The sequence below is a fragment of the Sphingomonas sp. TREG-RG-20F-R18-01 genome, from assembly GCF_022662475.1.
In the GTDB taxonomy this organism is placed as follows: Bacteria; Pseudomonadota; Alphaproteobacteria; order Sphingomonadales; family Sphingomonadaceae; genus Sphingomonas.
Map to the genome: position 1 here is coordinate 239,742 of NZ_JAKNQQ010000002.1, position 20,685 is coordinate 260,426.

18 protein-coding genes are annotated in these 20,685 nt (G+C 68.3%); 14 read left to right on the top strand and 4 right to left on the bottom strand.

What is annotated here, in order from left to right; all coding sequences use genetic code 11:
• Window positions 1-106: 106 nt before the first annotated feature.
• The 6 genes from L8K25_RS06665 (at window position 107) to L8K25_RS06690 (ending at window position 6,802) form a co-directional block, all read left to right on the top strand.
• Window positions 107-613: an RcnB family protein gene (locus L8K25_RS06665; protein WP_242138117.1), complete on the top strand. Its 507-nt coding sequence runs from the start codon at window positions 107-109 to the stop codon at window positions 611-613.
• Window positions 614-814: 201 nt separating this feature from the next.
• Window positions 815-2,200, top strand: a complete 1,386-nt coding sequence (locus L8K25_RS06670; RefSeq protein ID WP_242138118.1) for a glycosyl transferase family protein — start codon at window positions 815-817, stop codon at window positions 2,198-2,200.
• Complete coding sequence (locus tag L8K25_RS06675; protein ID WP_242138119.1) at window positions 2,197-3,246, top strand: hypothetical protein; 1,050 nt, start codon at window positions 2,197-2,199, stop codon at window positions 3,244-3,246. Before L8K25_RS06670 ends, L8K25_RS06675 begins: the two co-directional genes overlap by 4 nt.
• A gap of 39 nt (window positions 3,247-3,285) precedes the next feature.
• Window positions 3,286-4,200: a sulfite exporter TauE/SafE family protein gene (locus L8K25_RS06680; protein WP_242138120.1), complete on the top strand. Its 915-nt coding sequence runs from the start codon at window positions 3,286-3,288 to the stop codon at window positions 4,198-4,200.
• Window positions 4,197-4,967 carry a TIGR02186 family protein gene (locus tag L8K25_RS06685; protein WP_242138121.1) on the top strand — a complete coding sequence of 257 codons (771 nt, stop codon included), beginning with the start codon at window positions 4,197-4,199 and terminating at the stop codon, window positions 4,965-4,967. Before L8K25_RS06680 ends, L8K25_RS06685 begins: the two co-directional genes overlap by 4 nt.
• Before the next feature lie 188 nt (window positions 4,968-5,155).
• Window positions 5,156-6,802, top strand: coding sequence for a DUF87 domain-containing protein (locus tag L8K25_RS06690; protein ID WP_242138122.1), 1,647 nt, complete (start codon window positions 5,156-5,158; stop codon window positions 6,800-6,802).
• A gap of 202 nt (window positions 6,803-7,004) precedes the next feature.
• Here the strand turns inward: L8K25_RS06690 and L8K25_RS06695 are convergent, their stop codons facing one another.
• Window positions 7,005-8,471 carry a M23 family metallopeptidase gene (locus tag L8K25_RS06695; protein ID WP_242138123.1) on the bottom strand — a complete coding sequence of 489 codons (1,467 nt, stop codon included), beginning with the start codon at window positions 8,469-8,471 and terminating at the stop codon, window positions 7,005-7,007.
• 264 nt (window positions 8,472-8,735) lie between these two features.
• On the opposite strand from L8K25_RS06695, the gene L8K25_RS06700 reads away from it, so the two are divergent.
• From L8K25_RS06700 to L8K25_RS06725, 6 genes are all read left to right on the top strand, one after another.
• Window positions 8,736-11,252, top strand: coding sequence for a helicase-related protein (locus L8K25_RS06700; protein WP_242138124.1), 2,517 nt, complete (start codon window positions 8,736-8,738; stop codon window positions 11,250-11,252).
• Window positions 11,245-11,577: a S4 domain-containing protein gene (locus tag L8K25_RS06705; RefSeq protein WP_242138125.1), complete on the top strand. Its 333-nt coding sequence runs from the start codon at window positions 11,245-11,247 to the stop codon at window positions 11,575-11,577. The genes L8K25_RS06700 and L8K25_RS06705 overlap by 8 nt, the downstream gene beginning before the upstream one ends.
• A gap of 33 nt (window positions 11,578-11,610) precedes the next feature.
• The gene (gene fdxA / locus L8K25_RS06710) at window positions 11,611-11,952 is read left to right on the top strand and encodes a ferredoxin FdxA (RefSeq protein WP_242138126.1); all 342 of its coding nucleotides are present in this window, start codon (window positions 11,611-11,613) and stop codon (window positions 11,950-11,952) included.
• A gap of 244 nt (window positions 11,953-12,196) precedes the next feature.
• The gene (locus L8K25_RS06715; protein ID WP_010161421.1) at window positions 12,197-12,730 is read left to right on the top strand and encodes a CarD family transcriptional regulator; all 534 of its coding nucleotides are present in this window, start codon (window positions 12,197-12,199) and stop codon (window positions 12,728-12,730) included.
• Between the two features lie 130 nt (window positions 12,731-12,860).
• Entirely contained in the window at window positions 12,861-13,586 is a 726-nt protein-coding gene (locus tag L8K25_RS06720; RefSeq protein WP_242138127.1) for a head GIN domain-containing protein, read from the top strand.
• 44 nt (window positions 13,587-13,630) lie between these two features.
• A complete protein-coding gene (locus L8K25_RS06725; RefSeq protein ID WP_242138128.1) occupies window positions 13,631-14,347 on the top strand; it encodes a head GIN domain-containing protein in 717 nt (238 codons plus the stop codon).
• A gap of 49 nt (window positions 14,348-14,396) precedes the next feature.
• Here the strand turns inward: L8K25_RS06725 and L8K25_RS06730 are convergent, their stop codons facing one another.
• Window positions 14,397-14,810 carry a DUF1489 domain-containing protein gene (locus tag L8K25_RS06730; RefSeq protein ID WP_242138129.1) on the bottom strand — a complete coding sequence of 138 codons (414 nt, stop codon included), beginning with the start codon at window positions 14,808-14,810 and terminating at the stop codon, window positions 14,397-14,399.
• A 25-nt stretch (window positions 14,811-14,835) separates the two neighbouring features.
• A complete protein-coding gene (gene mgtE, locus L8K25_RS06735) occupies window positions 14,836-16,233 on the bottom strand; it encodes a magnesium transporter (protein WP_242138130.1) in 1,398 nt (465 codons plus the stop codon).
• Between the two features lie 127 nt (window positions 16,234-16,360).
• Between mgtE and L8K25_RS06740 the strand changes: the two genes are divergently transcribed.
• Window positions 16,361-16,816 carry a peptidylprolyl isomerase gene (locus tag L8K25_RS06740; RefSeq protein ID WP_242138131.1) on the top strand — a complete coding sequence of 152 codons (456 nt, stop codon included), beginning with the start codon at window positions 16,361-16,363 and terminating at the stop codon, window positions 16,814-16,816.
• 313 nt (window positions 16,817-17,129) lie between these two features.
• On the opposite strand, the gene L8K25_RS06745 is transcribed toward L8K25_RS06740, so the two are convergent.
• Window positions 17,130-18,020, bottom strand: a complete 891-nt coding sequence (locus L8K25_RS06745; RefSeq protein WP_242138132.1) for a LysR substrate-binding domain-containing protein — start codon at window positions 18,018-18,020, stop codon at window positions 17,130-17,132.
• A 334-nt stretch (window positions 18,021-18,354) separates the two neighbouring features.
• On the opposite strand from L8K25_RS06745, the gene L8K25_RS06750 reads away from it, so the two are divergent.
• Window positions 18,355-20,637: a CDC48 family AAA ATPase gene (locus tag L8K25_RS06750; protein ID WP_242138133.1), complete on the top strand. Its 2,283-nt coding sequence runs from the start codon at window positions 18,355-18,357 to the stop codon at window positions 20,635-20,637.
• Window positions 20,638-20,685 lie beyond the last annotated feature (48 nt).

A 20,685-nucleotide genomic window follows, 5' to 3' on the forward strand; every position in this document is an offset into this window, starting at 1 on the left:
GGGCTGACGCGCCTGTTCGCGGAGGGTTCAGTTCGCAACGGGCATATCGCCTCTCATGGTTCGGCGCTTCGGCGAAGCGCCGTTCCGCACTTGGAGGAGATGATCCATGCGTACCCTTATCGTCACCGCCCTGCTTGCCGCCACGCTGACGCCGGTGGCCGCACAGGCGCAATCGAACGAGGAACTGCGGCACGACCGTCGCGAAATCCGCGAGGAACAGCGTGACCTGCGCCAGGCCTATCGCAGCGGCGACCCGCGCGACATCCGCGAACAGCGACGCGACGTGCGCGATGCCCGCCAGGAATATCGCGAGGACGCGCGCGACCGCGATCGCGCCTGGGGCCGCGACGACTGGCGCGGCTGGCGTGACCGCAACCCGGCCTATTACGCCCGCGGCAACTGGAACGCGCCGTTCCGCTACACCGTCTTCCGCCCGGGCCTGCGCATCGACGCGCCGTATTATGGACCGCGCTATGTCATCGCCGACCCGTGGCGCTATCGCCTGCCGCGCGCCGGCTGGGGCCAGCAATGGGTGCGGCATTATAACGACGTGATCCTCGTCGACACCCGGCGCGGCTATGTCATCGATGTGATCCGCGGCTTCTACCGCTAACCGCTTCGTTCGTCGCGAGACACCGGCCGTCCTCCGCCAGGGGGGCGGCCGGTCGTCATTGGGGACGGCAATCCCGCACATGGGGTAATAGCGACCAGCCGCACCACCCGCGCGCCGAACCGTTACGATATCGCAACAAATCGCTGCGGCGGGGCGATCAATCCATGGTTAACTGCGGCCACACTGAGTCGGGGGGCCAGGGTGGGAGCAGGATGGGGTATCGTCGCGATCGATGCGATCGCCCATGAGGCGATCGTCTTTGCCGCGATCGGCCTGGCGATCGGCGGGATCGACGATCTGGCGATCGATATGCTGTGGCTCGTCACCCGGTGCTGGCGGGCGGGACGGCCCAGGCCGACGCTGGCCGCCTACGATCGACGGCCGCAGCGGCGCCTTGCCGTCTTCGTCGCGGCATGGGACGAATCCGCCGTGATCGGCGCGATGCTCCGGACTGCGCTCGCCCGCTTCGATCATGGCGATTATCGGGTGTACGTCGGGGCTTATCCGAATGATCGTGCGACGATCGATGCGGTCGTCGCGGTCGCGGCACGCGATTCACGCGTTCGACTGGTGATCGGGGCGAAGCCGGGGCCGACGACCAAGGCGGATTGCCTCAACGCGCTCTGGCGGGCGCTGTGTCGCGACGAGCGACGCGATGGCGTCACGGCGGCCGCGGTCATCCTCCACGATGCGGAAGACGTCGTCCATGCCGGTGAACTGCGCGTGTTCGATGCGCTGATCGGCCGATACAGCGTCGTCCAGCTTCCGGTCCTGCCGCTCGTCGATCGCCGGGCACGGCTGATTTCGGGCCATTACGCCGACGAGTTTGCCGAGGCCCATGGCAAGCAGCTGGTCGTCCGCCAGACGCTCGGCGTCGGCCTGCCGCTCGCCGGGGTCGGCTGCGCGATCGAGCGCGGCATGATCGGACGCATCGCCGAGGCGCGCGGTGGACGTCCGTTCGACGACCATTCGCTCACCGAGGATTATGAGCTCGGCCTGCATATCGCGGCGCTGGGCGGGAAGGGGACGCTGGCCCGGGTCCGCGAGCGGGAAGGCGGGGCGCCGGTCGCGGTGCGCGCATATTTCCCCGCGACGATCGCCGGCGCGGTGCGCCAGAAGGCGCGCTGGATGACCGGGATTGCGTTCGCGGGATGGGATCGGCTGGGCTGGGGACCCGTCGGGGACTGGCGGGATCACTGGATGCGCATGCGGGATCGCCGCGCGCCGCTCGCCGTTCTGGTGCTCGCAAGCGGTTATGGCGCGCTGGTCGCTTGGGTCGTCGCGCAGGTGGCGCATCGCCTGGCCGGGGTGCCGCCGCCGCCAACGCCGATCGCGCTCGATCGCTTGTTGCATGGCAATGCGGCACTGCTCGCGTGGCGCCTGGCGGTCCGCGCGCTGTTCACCGGGCAGGCCTATGGCTGGCGCGAAGCCTGCTGGTCGGTCCCCCGCGTCCTTGCCGGCAACGTGATCTCGCTGCTGGCGGCGCGGCGCGCCGTCGCGTCCTATGTGCAATCCCTGCGCGGCGTCGCGTTGCGATGGGACAAGACCGCGCATGTCTTTCCGGATCTCACCGGCGATCCGATGTGAAGGCCGCGCAACGGCACGGCCATGGCCGACCGTTACGCTTCCTCGCGGCGGTGGCCGCGGGCTGGATCGGCGTGCGAACGATCGCCTTGTGGCCAGGCTATGCGGTGACGGCGCCGCCGAACCGCGCGGTGGCGGCGCGACTGCGGCCGGTCATGGCGCTGATGGCACGGGTGTCGCGCGATGGCCTTCCGCCGGAGAGCGTGCCGGGGCGACGCGGGGGGATCGCTCCCGACGCTTTGGCCATCCGAGCGACTCCGGCGCTGCTGCTGCTCGGGGAGCGCATGATCGCGCCGCCTGCCGCCGCCGCCGCGGAGCCGCTTCTCCCCGCCGGCAACGCACCCGGCGACCGCACCCCCCTGACCGTCCCGCCCTTCGTCGCGGGGCGGCCTTTCCGCGCAGGCGGATCGGCCCGGGCGCCGCGCTGGTCGGGCAGCGCCTGGCTGGTCGGCCGCGCCGGGATCGCGCCCGCCGGTGCGCCGGTGGCCGGCGAGTTGGGCGGATCGCAGGCGGGGATCAGGCTGGTGCGAACGCTGGATCGGCGAGGTCGCTTGGCGCTGGCCGCGCGGCTCACCACGCCGCTAGGCGCCGGCCTGCGGGAGGCCGCGCTGGGGCTGGAATGGCAGCCGACGCGCCTGCCGCTGCGCCTCGTCGTGCAGCGGCGCTTCACGATCGGCGGGGGGCGAGGCGGGCCGGAGGCCGGGCTGGTCGGCGGTTTCGGACCGCTGCGGATCGGGCGGAGCCTCCTGGCGGAAGGCTATGGCCAGGCCGGCGTGATCCAGCGCGCGATCGCCGAGCCCTATGCCGATGCCGCCGCGCGCCTCACGCGGACCGCGGGGCGGGTGGCGGATGCGCCGATCGACCTCGGGCTGGGCGTTTGGGGCGGGGCGCAGCGGGGCGTCGAACGGTTCGATATCGGACCGACGATGGCGATCCATGTGCCGATCGCGACGCACACGCTGCGCCTGACGCTGGATTGGCGCGAACGGATCGGGGGGCGGGCGAAGCCGGGGTCGGGGCCGGCCCTGACGCTGGGGACGGATTTCTGAGTCGCGGCTTTGGCCAGGCCGCGCTATCGCTGGTCGACCATGGACATCTACCTGCCCATCGCCAATCTTTCGGTCAACGCGCTGGTGATCATCCTGCTGGGTGGCGGCGTCGGATTCCTGTCGGGCATGTTCGGGGTGGGCGGCGGCTTCCTGACCACGCCGCTGCTGATCGTCTATGGCATTCCCCCGACCGTGGCGGCCGCCTCCGCCGCCAGTCAGGTGACGGGGGCAAGCGTCTCGGGCGTGTTCGCGCACGTCCGGCGCAAGGGCGTCGACTTCAAGATGGGTGGCGTGCTGGTGGCGGGCGGCATGGTGGGCTCGCTCGTCGGCGGGTGGATCTTCCGCCTGCTCCAGGCGAGCGGGCAGATCGATACCGTCATCGCGATCGTCTATGTCCTCCTGCTCGGATCGATCGGCAGCATGATGGCGACCGAGGCGCTGGGCGCGATCCGGGCGGCACGCTCGGGCGCGGCACCGCGCCCCCGCAAGCGCCGGCATCATCCGCTGGTGGCGGCGCTGCCGCTGCGCACGCGCTTCTATCGCTCGGGCCTGTATATTTCGCCGCTCGCGCCGTTGCTGCTGGGGTTCGGGGTGGGGATCCTGACGATCCTGCTCGGCGTCGGCGGCGGGTTCATTCTCGTGCCCGCGATGCTCTATCTGCTCGGCATGACGACGCAGGTGGTGGTGGGCACGTCGCTGTTCCAGACGCTGTTCGTGACGGCGACCGCCACCATGGTGCATGCCACGACGACGAAGGCGGTCGATATCGTGCTGGCCGCCTTGCTGCTGGTCGGCTCGGTCGCGGGCGCGCAGGTCGGCGCGCGTTTCGCCAGCAAGGTGAAGCCGGAATATCTGCGGCTTGCGCTCGCCATCATCGTGCTGCTGGTCGCGGGGCGGATCGCGCTCGGGCTCGGCTGGCGTCCCGATGAGATCTATTCGGTCGAACTGTCGTGAAGCGCGCCGGCCTCGCGCTGATCGGTGCCCCGCTGTTGATGGCGCAGACCGCCTCCAAGCCCGTGCTCGTTCCCGACGTGTCGCAGCGCGACATCGAGATCCAGTACAGCTTCACCGGCGCGAACCTGCTGCTGTTCGGCGCGATCCTCTATCCCGGCGGGCGGCTGCCGGATGACGACAAGCCGACCGACATCGTCGTGGTGGTCAAGGGGCCGACGCAATCGATCCTGGTGCGCGAGAAGGAAAAGCTGGGAGGCCTGATCTGGGTCAACGCGTCGCGGCTGCGCTATCGCTCGGCGCCCAGCTTCTACGCGCTCGCCTCGTCCAAGCCGATCGAGCAGCTGATGAACGCGCGAACCCGCGCGATCTACGAACTCGGGGTACAGAGCCTGCAGCTGTCGCCGGCAAGCAGCGCGCCGACGTCGGAGCAGGATCGTTTCGCGCGGGGCCTCGTCGACCTGAAGGGGCGCTCGGGACTGTACGTCGAGTCGCCCGGGGCGGTCGAGATTACCGACGGCGTGTTGTACCGTGCGCGCGTGACGATCCCCGCGCGGGTGCCGGTCGGGCGGTTCACCGCGGAAACCTTCCTGATCCGCGACGGACGCGTGCTCGCCGCGGCAACGCGCGAGATCGAGATCCGCAAATCGGGGTTCGAACGCTTCGTCGCGCGCTCGGCGGAGCATTGGTCGGTCGCCTATGGGCTGGTCGCGGTGGGCCTGTCGGTGCTGTTCGGCTGGGCGGCCGGGTGGATCGCGCGGCGGTTCTAGCGGGCGGGCGGGCACACCGCGCCTGATCGGCGAACGCCGTGGCCCGGCTATTTCGACGGGTCCCCGGCCTTTGCCCTGGCGGCTTGCACCCGGCGGGCTACCCCCGTCCGCCTCCCACCCGCCGACACGCAATCTTTACCACTTGGCGGCAAGGTCTGGCGGTCAGGAACCCCCGGGATTTTATACACATGACCGAGATGCAGGGCAGTCAGGCCTTTGCCGATGCAGCGCCCATGGCGATCGCGACCTGTATCGGCATGGTGTTTGACATAGCCGGATCGAGCGGCATGGTCGTGCTGGATGCCGCCGCGCTAGACGAGACCGGACGCCATGCCGATCCGGTCGTCGGGAGCGCCGGCTCGGTCGGCAGCCAGATCAAGATGCGAGTCGGGTCGACCTGGCTGATCGCCAACGTCCGATCGCTCAAGCTGCTCGACGGCCACGCTGACCGGATTGCCGCGCAGGTCGATTTCCTCGGCGAGGGCGACGAGGAAAAGCTGACCGGCAAGCTGTACAAGTTCCGTCGCGGCGTGACGCGCTATCCGACTCCCGGTTGCTTCGTCTATCCGGTGTCGTCCGCCGACATGCAGCAGATCTACGCCGCGGACGACCGCGCGCATATCCAGATCGGCACCGTCTATCCGACCCGCGACGTGCGCGCCGCCTTGTACGTGGATGCGCTGCTCGGCCGGCATTTTGCGCTGCTCGGCAGCACGGGGACCGGCAAATCGACCAGCGCCGCGCTGATCCTCCACCGGATCTGCGAGATGGCGCCGCAGGGCCATGTCGTGATGATCGACCCGCATGGCGAATATGCCTCGGCGTTTCGCGACAATGGCGCGATCTACGACGTGTCGAACCTGCAGATGCCCTATTGGCTGATGAACTTCGAGGAGCATTGCGAGGTGTTCGTCACCAGCTCGGGCTCCGAGAAGCAGATCGATGCGGACATCCTTGCCAAATGCCTGTTGATGGCGCGCGCCAAGGGGCGGCTGGGGCAGGAGATCACCAAGCTGACGGTCGATGCGCCGGTCCCCTATCTGCTCAGCGACTTGACCAACCTGATCGGGCTCGAAATGGGCAAGATGGACCGCGCGGGCGACACCGCGCCGTATCTGCGGCTCAAGACCAAGATCGACGAGATCAAGGCCGATCCGCGCTACGGCTTCATGTTTTCGGGGATGCTCGTCGCGGATACGATGGCGACGTTCCTCCAGCGCGTGTTCCGCCTGCCCGGCGACGGCAAGCCGATCTCGATCGTCGACGTCTCAGGCGTGCCGAGCGATATCACGTCCGTGGTGGTGGCGGTGCTGAGCCGGATGGTGTTCGACTTCGCGATCTGGTCGCGCGGCGAGCCCAAGCGCCCGATCCTGCTCGTCTGCGAGGAGGCGCATCGCTACATCCCGAACGGCGACAAGATCGATTCGAGCGTCGGGCGCATCCTCAGCCGGATCGCCAAGGAAGGCCGCAAATACGGCGTGTCGCTCGGGCTGATCACGCAGCGGCCCTCGGACCTGGCGGAAGGCGTGCTGTCGCAATGCGGCACGATCATCGCGATGCGGCTCAACAACGACCGTGACCAGGCGTTCGTCCGGGCGGCGATGCCGGAGGGCGCGCGCGGCTTTCTCGATGCAATTCCGGCGCTGCGCAATCGCGAGTGCATCATCTGCGGCGAAGGTGTCGCGGTGCCGGTGCGCGTGTCGTTCGATTCGCTCGAGGATTCACGGCGCCCGGCGTCGGACGATCCGGTCTTCTCGAAGCTGTGGCGCGAAACCGGCGGCGAGGACGAGATCATCGCGCGGACACTGAAGCGCTGGCGCGCGCAGGGGCGGTAAATTCCTTTTCCGTCACCCCGGCGAAGGCCGGGGCCGTGTGGTTATGTAAGCGCGGCGGGACGGCGGGGTGCGGTATTGCCGGTTTTGCCCCTTAACAGGGCGGCCCCGGCCTGCGCCGGGGTGACGGGAAGGGGCAACAGGGCGACTTTTGCAGAGGTCTCGCCTTCGCCGCGGTGATGGGCGCTAATGCCCGACGGGCCAATCAGGCGCCCGGCTTGACCGCGAGCAACCCCGACACCCTGGACCGGAACGCGCGCAACTGCTCGCCCGATAGCGTCGCAAGGCTCGAGAAGGAGAAGCCGCGTGGATTGACCGCGACGCCGCCCCGCAACACTTCCCAGTGCAGATGCGGTCCGGTCGACATGCCGCTGTTGCCCGAATAGGCAATCACGTCGCCGCGCGCGACATGCTGCCCGACACGGACCGCGAAGCGGCTGAGGTGGCCGTAACAGGTCACGATCGACCCGCCGTGCGCCATCTTGAGGAAATTGCCGTATCCGCCGCTGCGCCCGGCAAAGGCGATGACGCCATCGGCCGGCGCGTGGACCGGCGTGCCCCAGGCGGTGCCGATGTCGATTCCCTTGTGCATCCGCGTGAAGCCGAGCAGCGGGTGGAAGCGCATGCCGAAACTGGAGGTCACCCGCGCCATCGACACGGGCATGGTGAACTGGCCCTGCCGCTCGGCCTGGCCGGATGCCTCGTACCAGGTGCCGTCGTTCCACTGGACGAGCTGGGTCTTCTCCCGTCCATGGTCGAGCCCCGCGAACAGCAGCTTGCCGAGCTGGGTCTCCCCGGTCGCCGCGCGCTGGCGCTCGACGATGATGTCGTAGCTGTCGTTCGAACTGATCTGGCCGATCGCGACCTTGCTCGCGATCGCCTTGATATAGGTTTCGACCGCGCGGATCGGGACGCCCGCTGCGCGTGCCGATCGATACAGGCTGGATCCGACCGCGCCGGTGATCCGCAGCGGCGTCGTGTCGATCGCGATTGCCTGCCGGTCCATCACCAGCCGGTCGCCGACCCGCTTCAGGTTCAGCTCGAGGTCGAACCGCGCGCGCAGCGACAGCGCCTCGAGCGGGCGCGCGACGTTGCGATTGGGGCGGCGGCCGAGCGTCATCGGGATCTGCGTGCCCGGCTTCAGGTCGCCGAGCGGCACCGTCGTCGCCACCAGCGCGACGGTATCCTGCGCATCGCGTTCGGAAAGTCCCGCGCGCTGAAGCATGTCGCCCAGGCTGTCACCGTGGCCGACGGTTGCGGTGCGTTGCTCGATCGGGCGTTCGGGCGCTTCGGTGAGCGGGCGGACGAGATCGTTGGATGCCATGTGGCGTCCCGTGTCGGCGCCCCAGGCGAGCGGCGCGATCATCTGCGCGCGGGCCTCTTCGCGGTCGGTCCCGATCAGGGGCGCGGCGGCCTCGCCGAGCACCGGGTGCGTGATCGGAGGCGCAAGCGCGATCGCGGTCGCACAGAGCGCGGCACAGGTCGCGGTTCCGCGCCACCAGTCACGCGAGCCGATCCGTGTGCCAAGATCGGGAACCCAGTCGATCTCCACCGCGGCGGCGCGCAGCCGGTCGAACGTGCCGGGCTGTACCACCGGCACCATCGCGCGGCCGAACGACAGTGCCGTCGTGCCGCCCGCATCTTCGCTGCCGTGATCGTTCCGCAAGAACAAGGCTGAACCGCCCCCCGAAAATCGTACAGCGCTGCCCGATGTCGCCCCGCAGCGTCGGGCCAAGGGACTGTGGCGGGGAATCGCTAAAGTCAAATTAACTGCGGACAATAGCGGATCGCGCTGCGGCGAACCGTTCGACGGGTAAGACAGGGCGCGGAACCAGACGCGGGCGGCTGGTCTGCTGCAGGTAGGCGTTGAGCGGCCGCGTATTTTCGAACGACAATGGTTGCGCAATCGTCTTCTCGACGCGATGTTGGGTGCGTCATGCAACGCGATCACGACAGCACCGTCACCGCGGTGCTCGGGCCGACCAACACCGGCAAGACGCATCTGGCGGTCGAGCGGATGTGCGGCCATTCGAGCGGCATGATCGGCTTTCCGCTGCGCCTGCTGGCGCGCGAAGTCTATGACCGGGTCGTCAAGATCAAGGGTGCGAACCGCGTCGCGCTGATCACTGGCGAAGAGAAGATCGTCCCCAAGGACGCGCGCTGGTTTCTGTGCACCGCCGAATCGATGCCGGTCGACCGCGACCTTGCGTTCGTTGCCGTCGATGAAGCGCAATTGGGCGCGGACATGGAGCGCGGCCACGTCTTCACCGACCGCATCCTGCGCGCGCGGGGCCGGGAAGAGACGATGTTGCTCGGCTCGGAGGCGCTGCGCCCGATGGTCAAGGCGCTCGTCCCCGGAATCGAGATCATGAACCGCCCGCGCTTCTCGACGCTGAGCTATGCCGGCGCGAAGAAGATCAGCCGCCTCCCCAAACGCTCCGCGATCGTCGCGTTCAGCGCGGAGGAAGTCTATGCGGTCGCCGAGATGCTGCGGCGGCTGCGCGGCGGCGCGGCGGTGGTGATGGGTGCACTGTCGCCGCGCACCCGCAACGCGCAGGTCGCGATGTTCCAGGCGGGCGAGGTCGATTATCTCGTCGCGACCGATGCGATCGGGATGGGGCTCAACATGGATGTCACCCATGTCGCCTTCGCCAGCCTCAACAAGTTCGACGGCCACCGCCAGCGTCGCCTTACCGTCGCCGAAATGGCGCAGATCGCGGGGCGCGCGGGGCGGCACCAGCGCGACGGGACGTTCGGCGCGTTGGTCGAGGAAGGGCCGGGGGCGTTCGCGCCCGAGGAAGTGCTCGCGATCGAGGAGCATCGCTTCCCGCCGCTCGAGCATCTCTACTGGCGCGAGGGCGAGCCCGATTTCTCGAGCATCGCCGCGCTGATCGCGAGCCTCGAAGCGAAGCCCGAGAACCGCCGTCTGCGTGCGGCACCGCAATCGGTCGATCTCGCCGTCCTGAAGCGGATGGCGGAGGAGGACTGGGTCCGTGCCCGCGCGCGGCATCCGCTGATGGTCGCGCGGCTGTGGGCGGCGTGCGGGCTGCCCGATTTCCGCAAATTGGGCGTCGACCCGCATACCCGCTTCGTCGCGCGCATTTTTGGGCATCTGAGCGAGGGGCAGGGGCATATCCCGCACCAGTGGTTCGCGGCGGAACTCGCGCGGCTCGATACGGTCGCGGGCGACGTCGAAACACTCGCCGGACGGATCGCAGCGGCGCGGAGCTGGGCGTATATCGCCAACCGGGTCGACTGGCTCGCCGACCCTGCGCATTGGGCCGCCCGCGCGAGCGCGGTCGAGGAACGGCTGTCGGATGCGCTCCATTCGAGCCTGACGCAGCGGTTCGTCGACAAGCGCACGACGTTGCTGATGCGGCAGATCGGCGCGGACCCCCGGATGTTGCCCGTCACGATCGGCGCCGAGGGCGAGGTGATGGTCGAGGACCATGCGATCGGTCGGCTCGACGGGTTCCGCTTCACCGTCGCCGCCGATGCACGCGCGAGCGACAAGCGGATGCTGCTCGCCGCCGCCGAGCGGCGGCTGGGGGACGAGCGGGGCAAGCGCGGGACCGCGCTGGCGGAGGCGGCGGACGCCGACCTGTCGCTGCGGACCGACGCGGGGGAGACCCCGGTGCTGGTATGGAGCGGCTTCACCGTCGCGACCTTTGCGCCCGGGCAAAGCCTGGTGCGCCCACGGATCCTGCTCGACCGCGCGCTCGATTGCCTCGATGTCGCCTTGCGCGCGAAGATCGAACTGCGATTGCGCGGCTGGTTCGGCGATGCGGTCGCGCGCGCGCTGCCGGGACCGGTGCTGCTCGATTCGGTCCAGCGCGATCCGGCCGCGAGCCCGGCGTCGCGCGCGGTTGCGGCGGCGCTGGTCGCGGGGGGCGGGATGGTCGCGCGGAGCGAGGTGGTCGCGGTGCTCGACAAGCTCGACGGCGTTGCGCGGAAGGCGTTCCGCCGCGCGGGGGTGACGATCGGTGCGCTCGACCTGTTCGATCCGCGCCTGCTCAAGCCCGCCGCCGCGCGGTGGCGGCGCGCGCTGTTCGCGATCCGCGAGGGGCGAGCCATTGCGGAAGCGCCGCGCGAAGGTGCGAGCGTACTGGCACGCGGCGTGCCCGGTGCGACGCTCGCGGACGGCTATCGCCCGATCGCGGCGCAGGCGGTGCGGATCGACCTGATCGAACGGATCGCGCGCGCGGCGCACGATGCGCGCGGTGCGGCGGGACGCCAGCCGTTCGCGCTCGACCCGGCGCTGGCGCTGTCGATGGGGCTGACCCCGCCGACGATCGAGAAACTGATGGCTGGGTTCGGCTTCCGTCCCGCCCCCGCTGCAGCCGAGGACGCGGTGCCGCGCTGGATCTGGCGTGGGCTGCCGACCGTCCGACCCGTCGCCGCGCCGCGCGGCACGCACTTTGCGGCGCTCGCCGATCTGGCGGTGCATGGCTGAAGCCTTCCCCCGCGGCCCGAGCATGCGGCTCGACTGTTTCCTCTGGTTCGCCCGGATCGTGAAGACGCGCGGCATCGCGCAGGGGATGGCCGCGAGCGGGCGGTTGCGGATCGACGGGCGCGCGGTCGACCGGCCGGCTGCTGCGGTGCGGATCGGCAGCGTGCTCGCCTTCGTCACCCCGTCTGGCCGGGTCCGCGCGATCCGCGTCGAATGCCTTCCCGAACGGCGCGGACCGCCCGATGCGGGGCGGTCCTGCTACACCGACCTCATTGAAAATGACCGAACAGGCACTGCAATCATTGACGAGGCGGGCGCTCGGGCATAGCAGCGTCGGGTTCGTTGCTCCGGGAGTTACCTAATGACCTACGTCGTCACCGATGCCTGCATCAAGTGCAAGTACATGGACTGCGTCGAGGTGTGCCCGGTCGACTGCTTCTACGAAGGCGAGAACATGCTGGTCATCAACCCCAGCGAATGCATCGATTGCGGCGTGTGCGAGCCCGAGTGCCCCGCCGAAGCGATCCTGCCCGATACCGAGAGCGGCCTCGAGCCGTGGCTGGAACTCAACACGACCTTCTCGAGCCAGTGGCCCAACGTCACGCGCAAGGCGGATCAGACTCCGGCCGACGCGGACGACCACAAGGGCGAGACCGGCAAGTACGACAAATATTTCTCGGCGGAGCCCGGCACGGGCGACTGATCCGTTTCGGATCTGTCAGAATGGGACGGTGCGCGGCGTTTTGCGACGCCCGCGCGGTGCGTCCGGCGACCTTTGGCTGGTAATTTTATTACGACTATGTTAAACGGGGGATGACGGACGGCGCCATCAGCGCTTTCCGGCACGGAGACGTACCAACCCACACACCCCCCGCGTGCGCTGATGCAGCTTTGCTGCAAGAAGTGCGTTGCACCGGGATACCCGGTTCACAGAAAGGTCTAACGGAATGGCTGCCAAGGCGCTGTCCTTCGACGTCGGCGATTATGTCGTTTACCCAAAGCACGGCGTTGGCCGTGTGATCGAGCTCCAGCGGCAGGAAATCGCCGGAATGCAGCTCGAACTCTATGTTCTGCGGTTCGAAAAAGAGCGCATGACGCTGCGCGTTCCCACCAACAAGGCCGAAAGCGTCGGGATGCGCAAGCTGTCGAGCGACAAGACGTTGCGCGAGGCGCTCGAAACGTTGACCGGCAAGCCGCGCGTCAAGCGCACCATGTGGTCACGCCGTGCGCAGGAATATGAAGCGAAGATCAATTCGGGCGACCTCGTGTCGATCGCCGAAGTGGTCCGCGACCTGTTCCGCGCCGACGACCAGCCCGAGCAGAGCTATTCCGAGCGGCAGATCTTCGAGGGCGCGACCAGCCGACTCGCGCGCGAACTCGCCGCGATGGAGCAGGTCGACGAGCCGACCGCGCAGGAGAAGATCCTCGAGATTCTCCGCAAGGCGGCCGCGATCCACAACAAGGATAAGGCGCCGGCCTGACCCGCTCACGGGTTTGTGCTAAAAGGGGCGGCCGGCAACGGTCGCCCCTTTTTGCGTTTGCGCAAACTCTTCCTTTGCAATGGAACGCGCTGGGTGTATTGTTTGCACAACACACAGGGAGTTCCTTGCCATGCGTTTCAACCGCCTGTTCGTCACCGCTCTGTCGCTCACGCTGCCCGTCGCGGCCTGTTCATCGAACGCCAGCGCGGGGGATCGCGTGGCGGGAACAACGCAAAGCTTCCAGATCGCGAACTTTTCCGGGGTGGCGCTGCAGGGATCGGACGATGTCGACGTGCGGGTCGGGACCGGCTTTTCGGTCAGGGCCGAAGGGCCCGCCGCCGAGCTTGCGCAACTCCGCATCGTTCGGGACGGGGATACGCTACGGATCGACCGCAAGCCACGGACCGGGTTCGGATGGACTAGCAGCCGGGGCGTGAAGGTCTTCGTGACGATGCCGCGGATCATCGCGGCGGAAGTGCGCGGATCGGGCGACATGGCGATCGACCGGGTCGAGGGCAGCCGGTTCGCGGCGGCGGCGGTCGGGTCGGGGAATTTGCGCATCGCCGCGATCACGACGGGGCAGGCGACGCTGGCGGCGCGTGGCTCGGGCGATCTCACCGCGGCCGGGGCGGTCGACCAGCTCACCGCCGCCGTGACCGGGTCCGGCGCGATCAATGCGCCGGGGCTGAAGGCGCGCAGCGCGGTCGTGGCGCTGCGCGGGTCCGGCGACCTGCGCGCCACCGTCACCGGCACGGCGACCGTGGCACTCAGCGGATCGGGCGATATCGATCTCGGGCGGCAGGCGCGCTGCACGATCAGCAAGTCCGGGTCGGGCGACGTGCGGTGCGGCGGGTGATACAACGGCTTGCCGCATCCCGGAATCGCGGCGATGCCCTGCAGATGACAACTGTCCGCCTGTTCATTGTGCTTCTCCTCGTTGCACCCGGTGTTGCATCGGCCGCGACCGGCCGATCCTATGTCGTCACCGACTACGACCGGATCCGCGTCGACGGGCCGTTCGACGTTGCCCTGACGACCCGCACCGCCCCATCGGCGCGCGCGGACGGCCCGGCGGAGGCGAGCGACGCGATCGACATCCGGGTTGAGGGGCGGACGCTCGTCGTGCGGGCAGGCAGCCGTGGCTGGGGCGAAGTCCCGCGGCACGGGGCGGCGAAACCCCTGGTGATCCGGCTGGGTGTCCCGATGCTGCGCGGCGCGACCGTGGTCGGGGGCGGGCGGCTCGCGGTGGCGGGGCCGTTCCGCGCGCAGCGGATCGACCTGCAGGTGACGGGGAGCGGATCGATCGATGCGACCGCGCTCGATGGCGACGAGCTCAACGCGACGCTGCTCGGGTCGGGGGCGATGACGCTCGGCGGTCGGGGCGGGCGGGTGCGGCTGCTGACCAGCGGGCCCGGAGGAATCGATGCGACGGCGCTACGGAGCGATGCGTTGACCGTGCGGCTCGACGGGTCGGGGACGATCAAGGCGACCGCGCGCTACACCGCCGATGCGACGAGCACCGGGCTTGGCGCGGTGACGGTCTATGGCAAGCCGACCTGTCGGGTTTCGGCGGCCGCGACGGGACCGATCCGGTGCGGGCTGGATGCGGTGCCGTAAGGGGGCGTCTCGGGGACTGGGTGGAGGACAACCCCGGTATTGGAGTCCGTCAGATCAGCCCCAACGCCGCCAGCTTGCCGATCAGCGCCGCCGGCATCGCATCCCCCACCAGCACGTCACCGCCGAGATCGGCGGGCGCATCGCCCGGCTCGAGATAGCGCCACCCCTGGTGCGCGCGCTTGGGGCGGCCTTCCGTGAGCACCAGCGCCGGATCGATGTGGATCGCGACGCGCCCGCCCTCGGCCTCGCCGAAGCCGAGAATCGGCGAGCGTGCCACCAGCGTGTGCTTGATGATCCAGTAGAGCGACCCGCCCTTTTCGCCCTCCCGCACGATCTCCTCGTGCCGCTTGGGCAAATAGCGCGTGGTGAGGAACACCGGCCCGTCCGCGGCACGTTGCTTGAGCCGTTCGGCGAGATGGTCGAGGCTCGTCGCGCCGAACGCAACCTTGGTCAAATGCAACATGCAGGTGGATTTGGGCGCGGCGGGGTCAGCCGCCAAGCCCCCATAGCGTCGCAAGTCCCAGAAACGACAAGAAACCCATCACATCGGTCATCGTCGTGACGAACACCGCCGAGGATACCGCAGGATCGACCCCGGCGCGCTCCAGCGACACCGGCACGAGCACGCCCGCCAGCCCGGCGACCAGATTGTTGATGATCATCGCCATCGCGATCACGATCGCTAGCCCGATATTGCCGAACGCGAGATAGGTCCCGCTCCCGACCAGCACCCCGAGCATCGCGCCATTGGCGGCGGCGATGCGGAATTCGCGCAGGATCATCCGCGCGGTGTTGGAGCTGGTCAGCTGGTTGGTCGCGAGCGCGCGCACGACGACTGCGAGCGTCTGCGTGCCCGCATTGCCGCCCATCCCCGACACGATCGGCATCAGCACCGCAAGCAGTGCGAACCGCGCGATTTCGCCCTGGAACGCGCCGACCACCGACGCCGCGAGCATCGCGGTGCCGAGGTTGACGACCAGCCAGGTGATCCGCGTCCGCACCGTCAGCAGGATCGGTTCGTTGATGTCGCCATCGCCCGCGCCCGACAAGCGGAGGATATCCTCGCCCGCTTCCTCGGAGATGATGTGGACGATGTCGTCAACCGTGATCATCCCGACCAGCCGCCCGCCGGGGTCGACCACCGCCGCCGAGATCAGCGCATATTTCTGGAAGCGCAGCGCGACCTCTTCCTGGTCCATGTCGACCGGGATCAGCGTCTGCTCGCGCTGCATCACGTCGCCGATGCCGATCCCGCGCGGGGTGCGCAGGATCCACGACAGCGCGACCGTGCCGATCGGCTTGTGCGCCGGGTCGACCACGAAGATTTCCCAGAAATCGGTGGTCAGCGCGTCGTGCGTGCGGAGGTAATCGAGCGTGTCGCCGACGGTCCAATGCTCGGGCACCGCGATCAGCTCGCGCTGCATCAGGCGGCCGGCGGATTCCTCGGGGTAGCTCAGCGCTTCCTCGATCGCGGCGCGATCGTCGGGGTCGAGCGCGCGGAGCACTTCGCGCTGGTCGGCGGGCTCCATGTCCTCGATGATCGCGACCGCATCGTCGGTGTCGAGTTCGGACGCGATATCCGCGACCTGCGTCGCCGAAAGCGAATCGATCAGATCCTCGCGGACGTAATCGTTCATCTCGGCGAAGACGTCGCCGTCGAGCAGGTCGGTGATCGCACTCGCGAGCGCAGCGCGGCAATCCGCCGGGGTGAGTTCGAACAGATCCGCGATATCGGCTGGGTGGAGCGGTTCGACCAGCGACCGCGCCGTCTCGGCGTCGCCCGCCTGCACCGCGTCGATCACCGCGCGAACGAACTCGGGCTTGAGCCGGTCGTCCTCGTCGAGTTGCGTCGCGTCGATTTCGGGGAGGAGCTCGGTCTCGCTCACGGGTGGACCTCCTGTTGCCCTTAAGCCGTTCGTCTAGCCCGATATGGGAACAAAGCCAATCGGTGGCGATTTGCCTCTGCGACGGTGCATCGCTACGGCAGCGTCAGTCCCAATTCAGGAGCCCAACATGGCCGATCTTCCCGAAACCCTGACGCTCACCCTCGACGGCGGCGACGTCGTGATCAAGCTGCGCGGCGATCTCGCGCCGCAGCACGTCGCTCGCGTCGCCGAGCTGGCGAACGACGGCTTCTACGACGGCGTGGTGTTCCACCGCGTCATCCCCGGCTTCATGGCACAGGGCGGCGACCCCACCGGCACCGGCATGCACGGGTCGGACAAGCCCAACCTCCCTGCCGAATTCTCGAAGGAGCCGCATGTCCGCGGCGTCGCTTCGATGGCACGCACCAACGATCCGAACTCGGCGAACAGCCAGTTCTTCATCTGCTTCGACGACGCACGTTTCCTCGACGGCCAATACACCGTGTGGGGCCAGGTGACGTCGGGCATGGAGCACATCGACGCGCTCCCCAAGGGCGAGCCGCCGCGCGAGCCGGGCAAGATCCTGAAGGCGACCGCTGCTTAATTGCTAGTCTTAGCCCCTCCCCTTCAGGGGAGGGGTTGGGGTGGGGCAGTTCAGCAGAACGATGCTCTCTGCGAGGCACTTCCCCACCCCCAACCCCTCCCCTGAAGGAGAGGGGCTTGAGACGTCCCGCGTACATGTGCGTGCGTGGTTAGCGGATCGATTGCTGCCTCAAAAGAATGACCGTTTTCGAATTCCTTAGCCCCTCCCCCTCGGGGGAGGGGTTGGGGTGGGGCCGTCCAGCAGAACAATGCTCTCTGCGAGGCACTTCCCCACCCCCAACCCCTCCCCTGAAGGGGAGGGGCTCAAGAAAAATCTAAACGCTTGGATCGGCGATCGTTGCGATCAGCCAGTCGTGGAACAGTTTCACCGGCTTTTGCGTCAGCGCCCGCGGGCGGCACGCGAACCAGTAGCTGTACGGGCTCTCCACCGAGATATCGAACAGGCGCACGATCCGCGGGTCGTTGGCATCCGCGAAATGGCTCTCGTGCATGAAGGCGATGCCCAGCCCCTGCGCCGCCGCTTCGAGCATCAGCGCGCCCGAATCGAAATGGTCGACCGCGAGCGGCTCGAGATCGGTCAGCCCCGCCGCCGCGCGCCATGCGCTGAACGTGTCGGGCATCTCGCGGTGGACCAGCGCGGTCAGCCCGGCGAGCTGGTCCGGGCGCACCACCGGGTCCGGCCCCTCGATCAGGGATTTCGCCCCGATCACATAGACCTGGTTGCGATCGAGCCGCCGCGCATAGAGCGCCGGATCGATATCCCGCGCGAGCGCGATCACCGCGTCGAGCCCCTCGCCGAGCCGCGAGATGTTGTGCGTGCTCGTATCGATGTCGAGATGCAGCTCGGGGTGCCGCGTGCGCAATTCGCCGAGCCGCGGGAACAGCCGCTGCGACGCGTAGAGCGGCAGGATGCCGAGCCTTAGCCGGAGCACGTCGGTATTGCTCGTCATCACCTCGACCGCGTCGGACAATTGGTCGAGCGCTGGGGCGATCTGCTGGAGCAGCCGGTCGCCATCGGCGTTGAGCACCACCGCCTGATGGCGGCGTTCGAACAAGGGCCGCCCGATAAACCGCTCGAGCGCCTGGATCCGGCGGCTCAGCGCCGGCGGCGAGAGGGCCAGTTCTTGCGACGCCGCCTTGATCGACCCGGTCCGGGCGACCTGGACGAACGCTTCGATCGCGGTGAGTGGCGGTAATCTCCGCATGAGGAGCCTTTCGCAAGCCAGATGGTGCGATGCACCATGTTGCTATCGTTCAATCACAGAATACGCGACACCCGCAATCGATAGCTGCGATTGCAGAAAGCGCAATCGTATCCAATCCTTTCGCACTTGCAACATAATCCCGGTCCGGGCATTCAGACGGTGCCTTTCAGGCATCCTCTCCTAAAACTTTCAAGGCCGATCCTCCGGGGTCGGCCCTTTTTTTGTCCGTCGCGGATCGGGCGCAGATGCGGACCGTCCTGGCGCGCGCCCTCGTATTCGCGGAACCGACGCCCTATCTCGCGCGCTCATCAGCGGGTTTCGTGAGGGAATGACTATGGCGGACGCCGAGGCGCCGATTCGGAAATTGCAGGTTGCCAACGCGCGCGCCGAAGACAGCGGGCGCGGGCTGGCGCATGTCCCGCGCTCGATGCTCGCAGCGCTCGGGATCGGCGAGGGCGACGTGATCGAGATCGTCGGCAAGTCGACCACGCCTGCGCGCGCCGTAGCACCTTATGCCGAGGACGAGGGCCTCGAGATCATCCGGATCGACGGGCTCCAGCGCGCCAATGCCGGGGTCGGGTCTGGCGATTTCGTCGAGGTTCGCAAGATCGAATCGAAGCCCGCGACGCGGGTCGTGTTCGCACCCGCACAACAGAACCTGCGGTTGCAGGGTTCGTCTAACGCACTCAAGCGCACCTTCTTCGGGCGGCCTTTGTGCCAAGGAGACGTCGTCGCGACCGCAGGGCAGCAGCGCGTCGACAACATGCCGCCGGGCGTCCAGAACATGCTGCGCGCGCCCGCTTATGCGCTGCAGGAGATCCGCCTCGCCGTCATCTCGACTGTCCCCAAGGGCGTGGTGCATGTCGACGAGACGACGGAGATCGAGCTTCGCCCCGAATATGAGGAGCCGAAGGAAGCGCGCCGCGCCGACGTCACGTACGACGACATCGGCGGCATGGGCCCGACGATCGACCAGCTCCGCGAGATGGTCGAGCTGCCGCTGCGCTATCCAGAGCTGTTCCAGCGCTTGGGCGTCGATCCGCCCAAGGGCGTGCTGCTGCACGGGCCACCCGGAACCGGCAAGACGCGGCTCGCGCGCGCGGTCGCCAATGAATCCGCGGCGGAGTTCTTCCTGATCAACGGGCCCGAGATCATGGGCTCGGCCTATGGCGAGTCCGAGGGCAAGCTCCGCCAGGTGTTCGAGGAAGCCGCCAAGGCCGCGCCGTCGATCGTGTTCATCGACGAGATCGATTCGATCGCGCCCAAGCGCGGGCAGGTGTCGGGCGAGGCGGAGAAGCGTCTCGTTGCGCAGCTGCTGACGCTGATGGACGGGCTCGAATCCCGCGCCAACGTCGTAATCATCGCCGCGACCAACCGCCCCGAGGCGATCGACGAGGCCTTGCGGCGGCCCGGCCGGTTCGACCGCGAGATCGTCGTCGGCGTTCCCGACGAGCGGGGGCGGCGCGAGATCCTCGGCATCCACACGCGCGGCATGCCGCTGGGCGACAAGGTCGACCTCGGCGAACTCGCGCGGACGACCTACGGGTTCGTCGGTGCCGATCTGGCGGCGCTCGCGCGCGAGGCGGCGATCGAGGCGGTGCGCAAGCTGATGCCGCGGCTCAACCTGTCCGAAGGCACGATCCCGCCCGAGATTCTCGACACGCTCGCGGTCACGCGCGAGGATTTCGTCGATGCCTTGAAGCGCGTCCAGCCGAGCGCGATGCGCGAGGTGATGGTCGAGGCCCCGCGCGTCCGCTGGGACGATGTCGGCGGGCTCGATTCGGCGCAGATGCGATTGAAGGAAGGCGTCGAGCTTCCGCTCAAGGATCCCGACGCGTTCCGCCGGCTCGGCATCCGTCCGGCCAAGGGCTTCCTGCTGTACGGTCCTCCGGGTACCGGCAAGACGCTGCTAGCGAAGGCGGTCGCGCGCGAGGCGCAGGCCAATTTCATCGCGACCAAATCGTCCGACCTGCTCAGCAAATGGTATGGCGAGAGCGAGCAGCAGATCGCCAAGCTGTTCGCGCGCGCGCGGCAGGTGGCCCCGTGCGTGATCTTCATCGACGAGCTCGATTCGCTCGTCCCGGCACGCGGGAGCGGTGGTGGCGAGCCGCAGGTGACCGAGCGGGTCGTGAACACAATCCTCGCCGAGATGGACGGGTTGGAAGAACTCCAGTCGGTCGTCGTCATTGGCGCGACCAACCGGCCCAATTTGATCGACCCGGCGTTGCTGCGCCCGGGCCGGTTCGACGAGCTGATCTATGTCGGCGTGCCGGACCGGGCAGGGCGCAAGCGCATCCTGACGATCCAGACCGGCAAGATGCCGCTCGCCGACGACGTCGATCTCGATGTCGTCGCGGGGAAGACCGATCGCTTCACCGGCGCGGATCTGGAGGATCTGGTGCGGCGGGCGGGTCTTACGGCGCTGCGCGAGTCCATGTCGGTCAGCCAGGTGACGATGTCGCATTTCGAGACCGCGCTCGGCGATTCGCGCGCGTCGGTCACGCCCGAGCTTGAGCGCGAATATGAGGCGATGTCCGCGCGGCTCAAGCAGGATGCGACCGCGCTACAGCCGATCGGCTTCGCCTTCCCGCCCCGCGCGAAGGAAGAGGCGCGCTGATCCTTCTGCTCCCGTCCCTGGAAGGGAGGGGTTGGGGGTGGGTCGGCT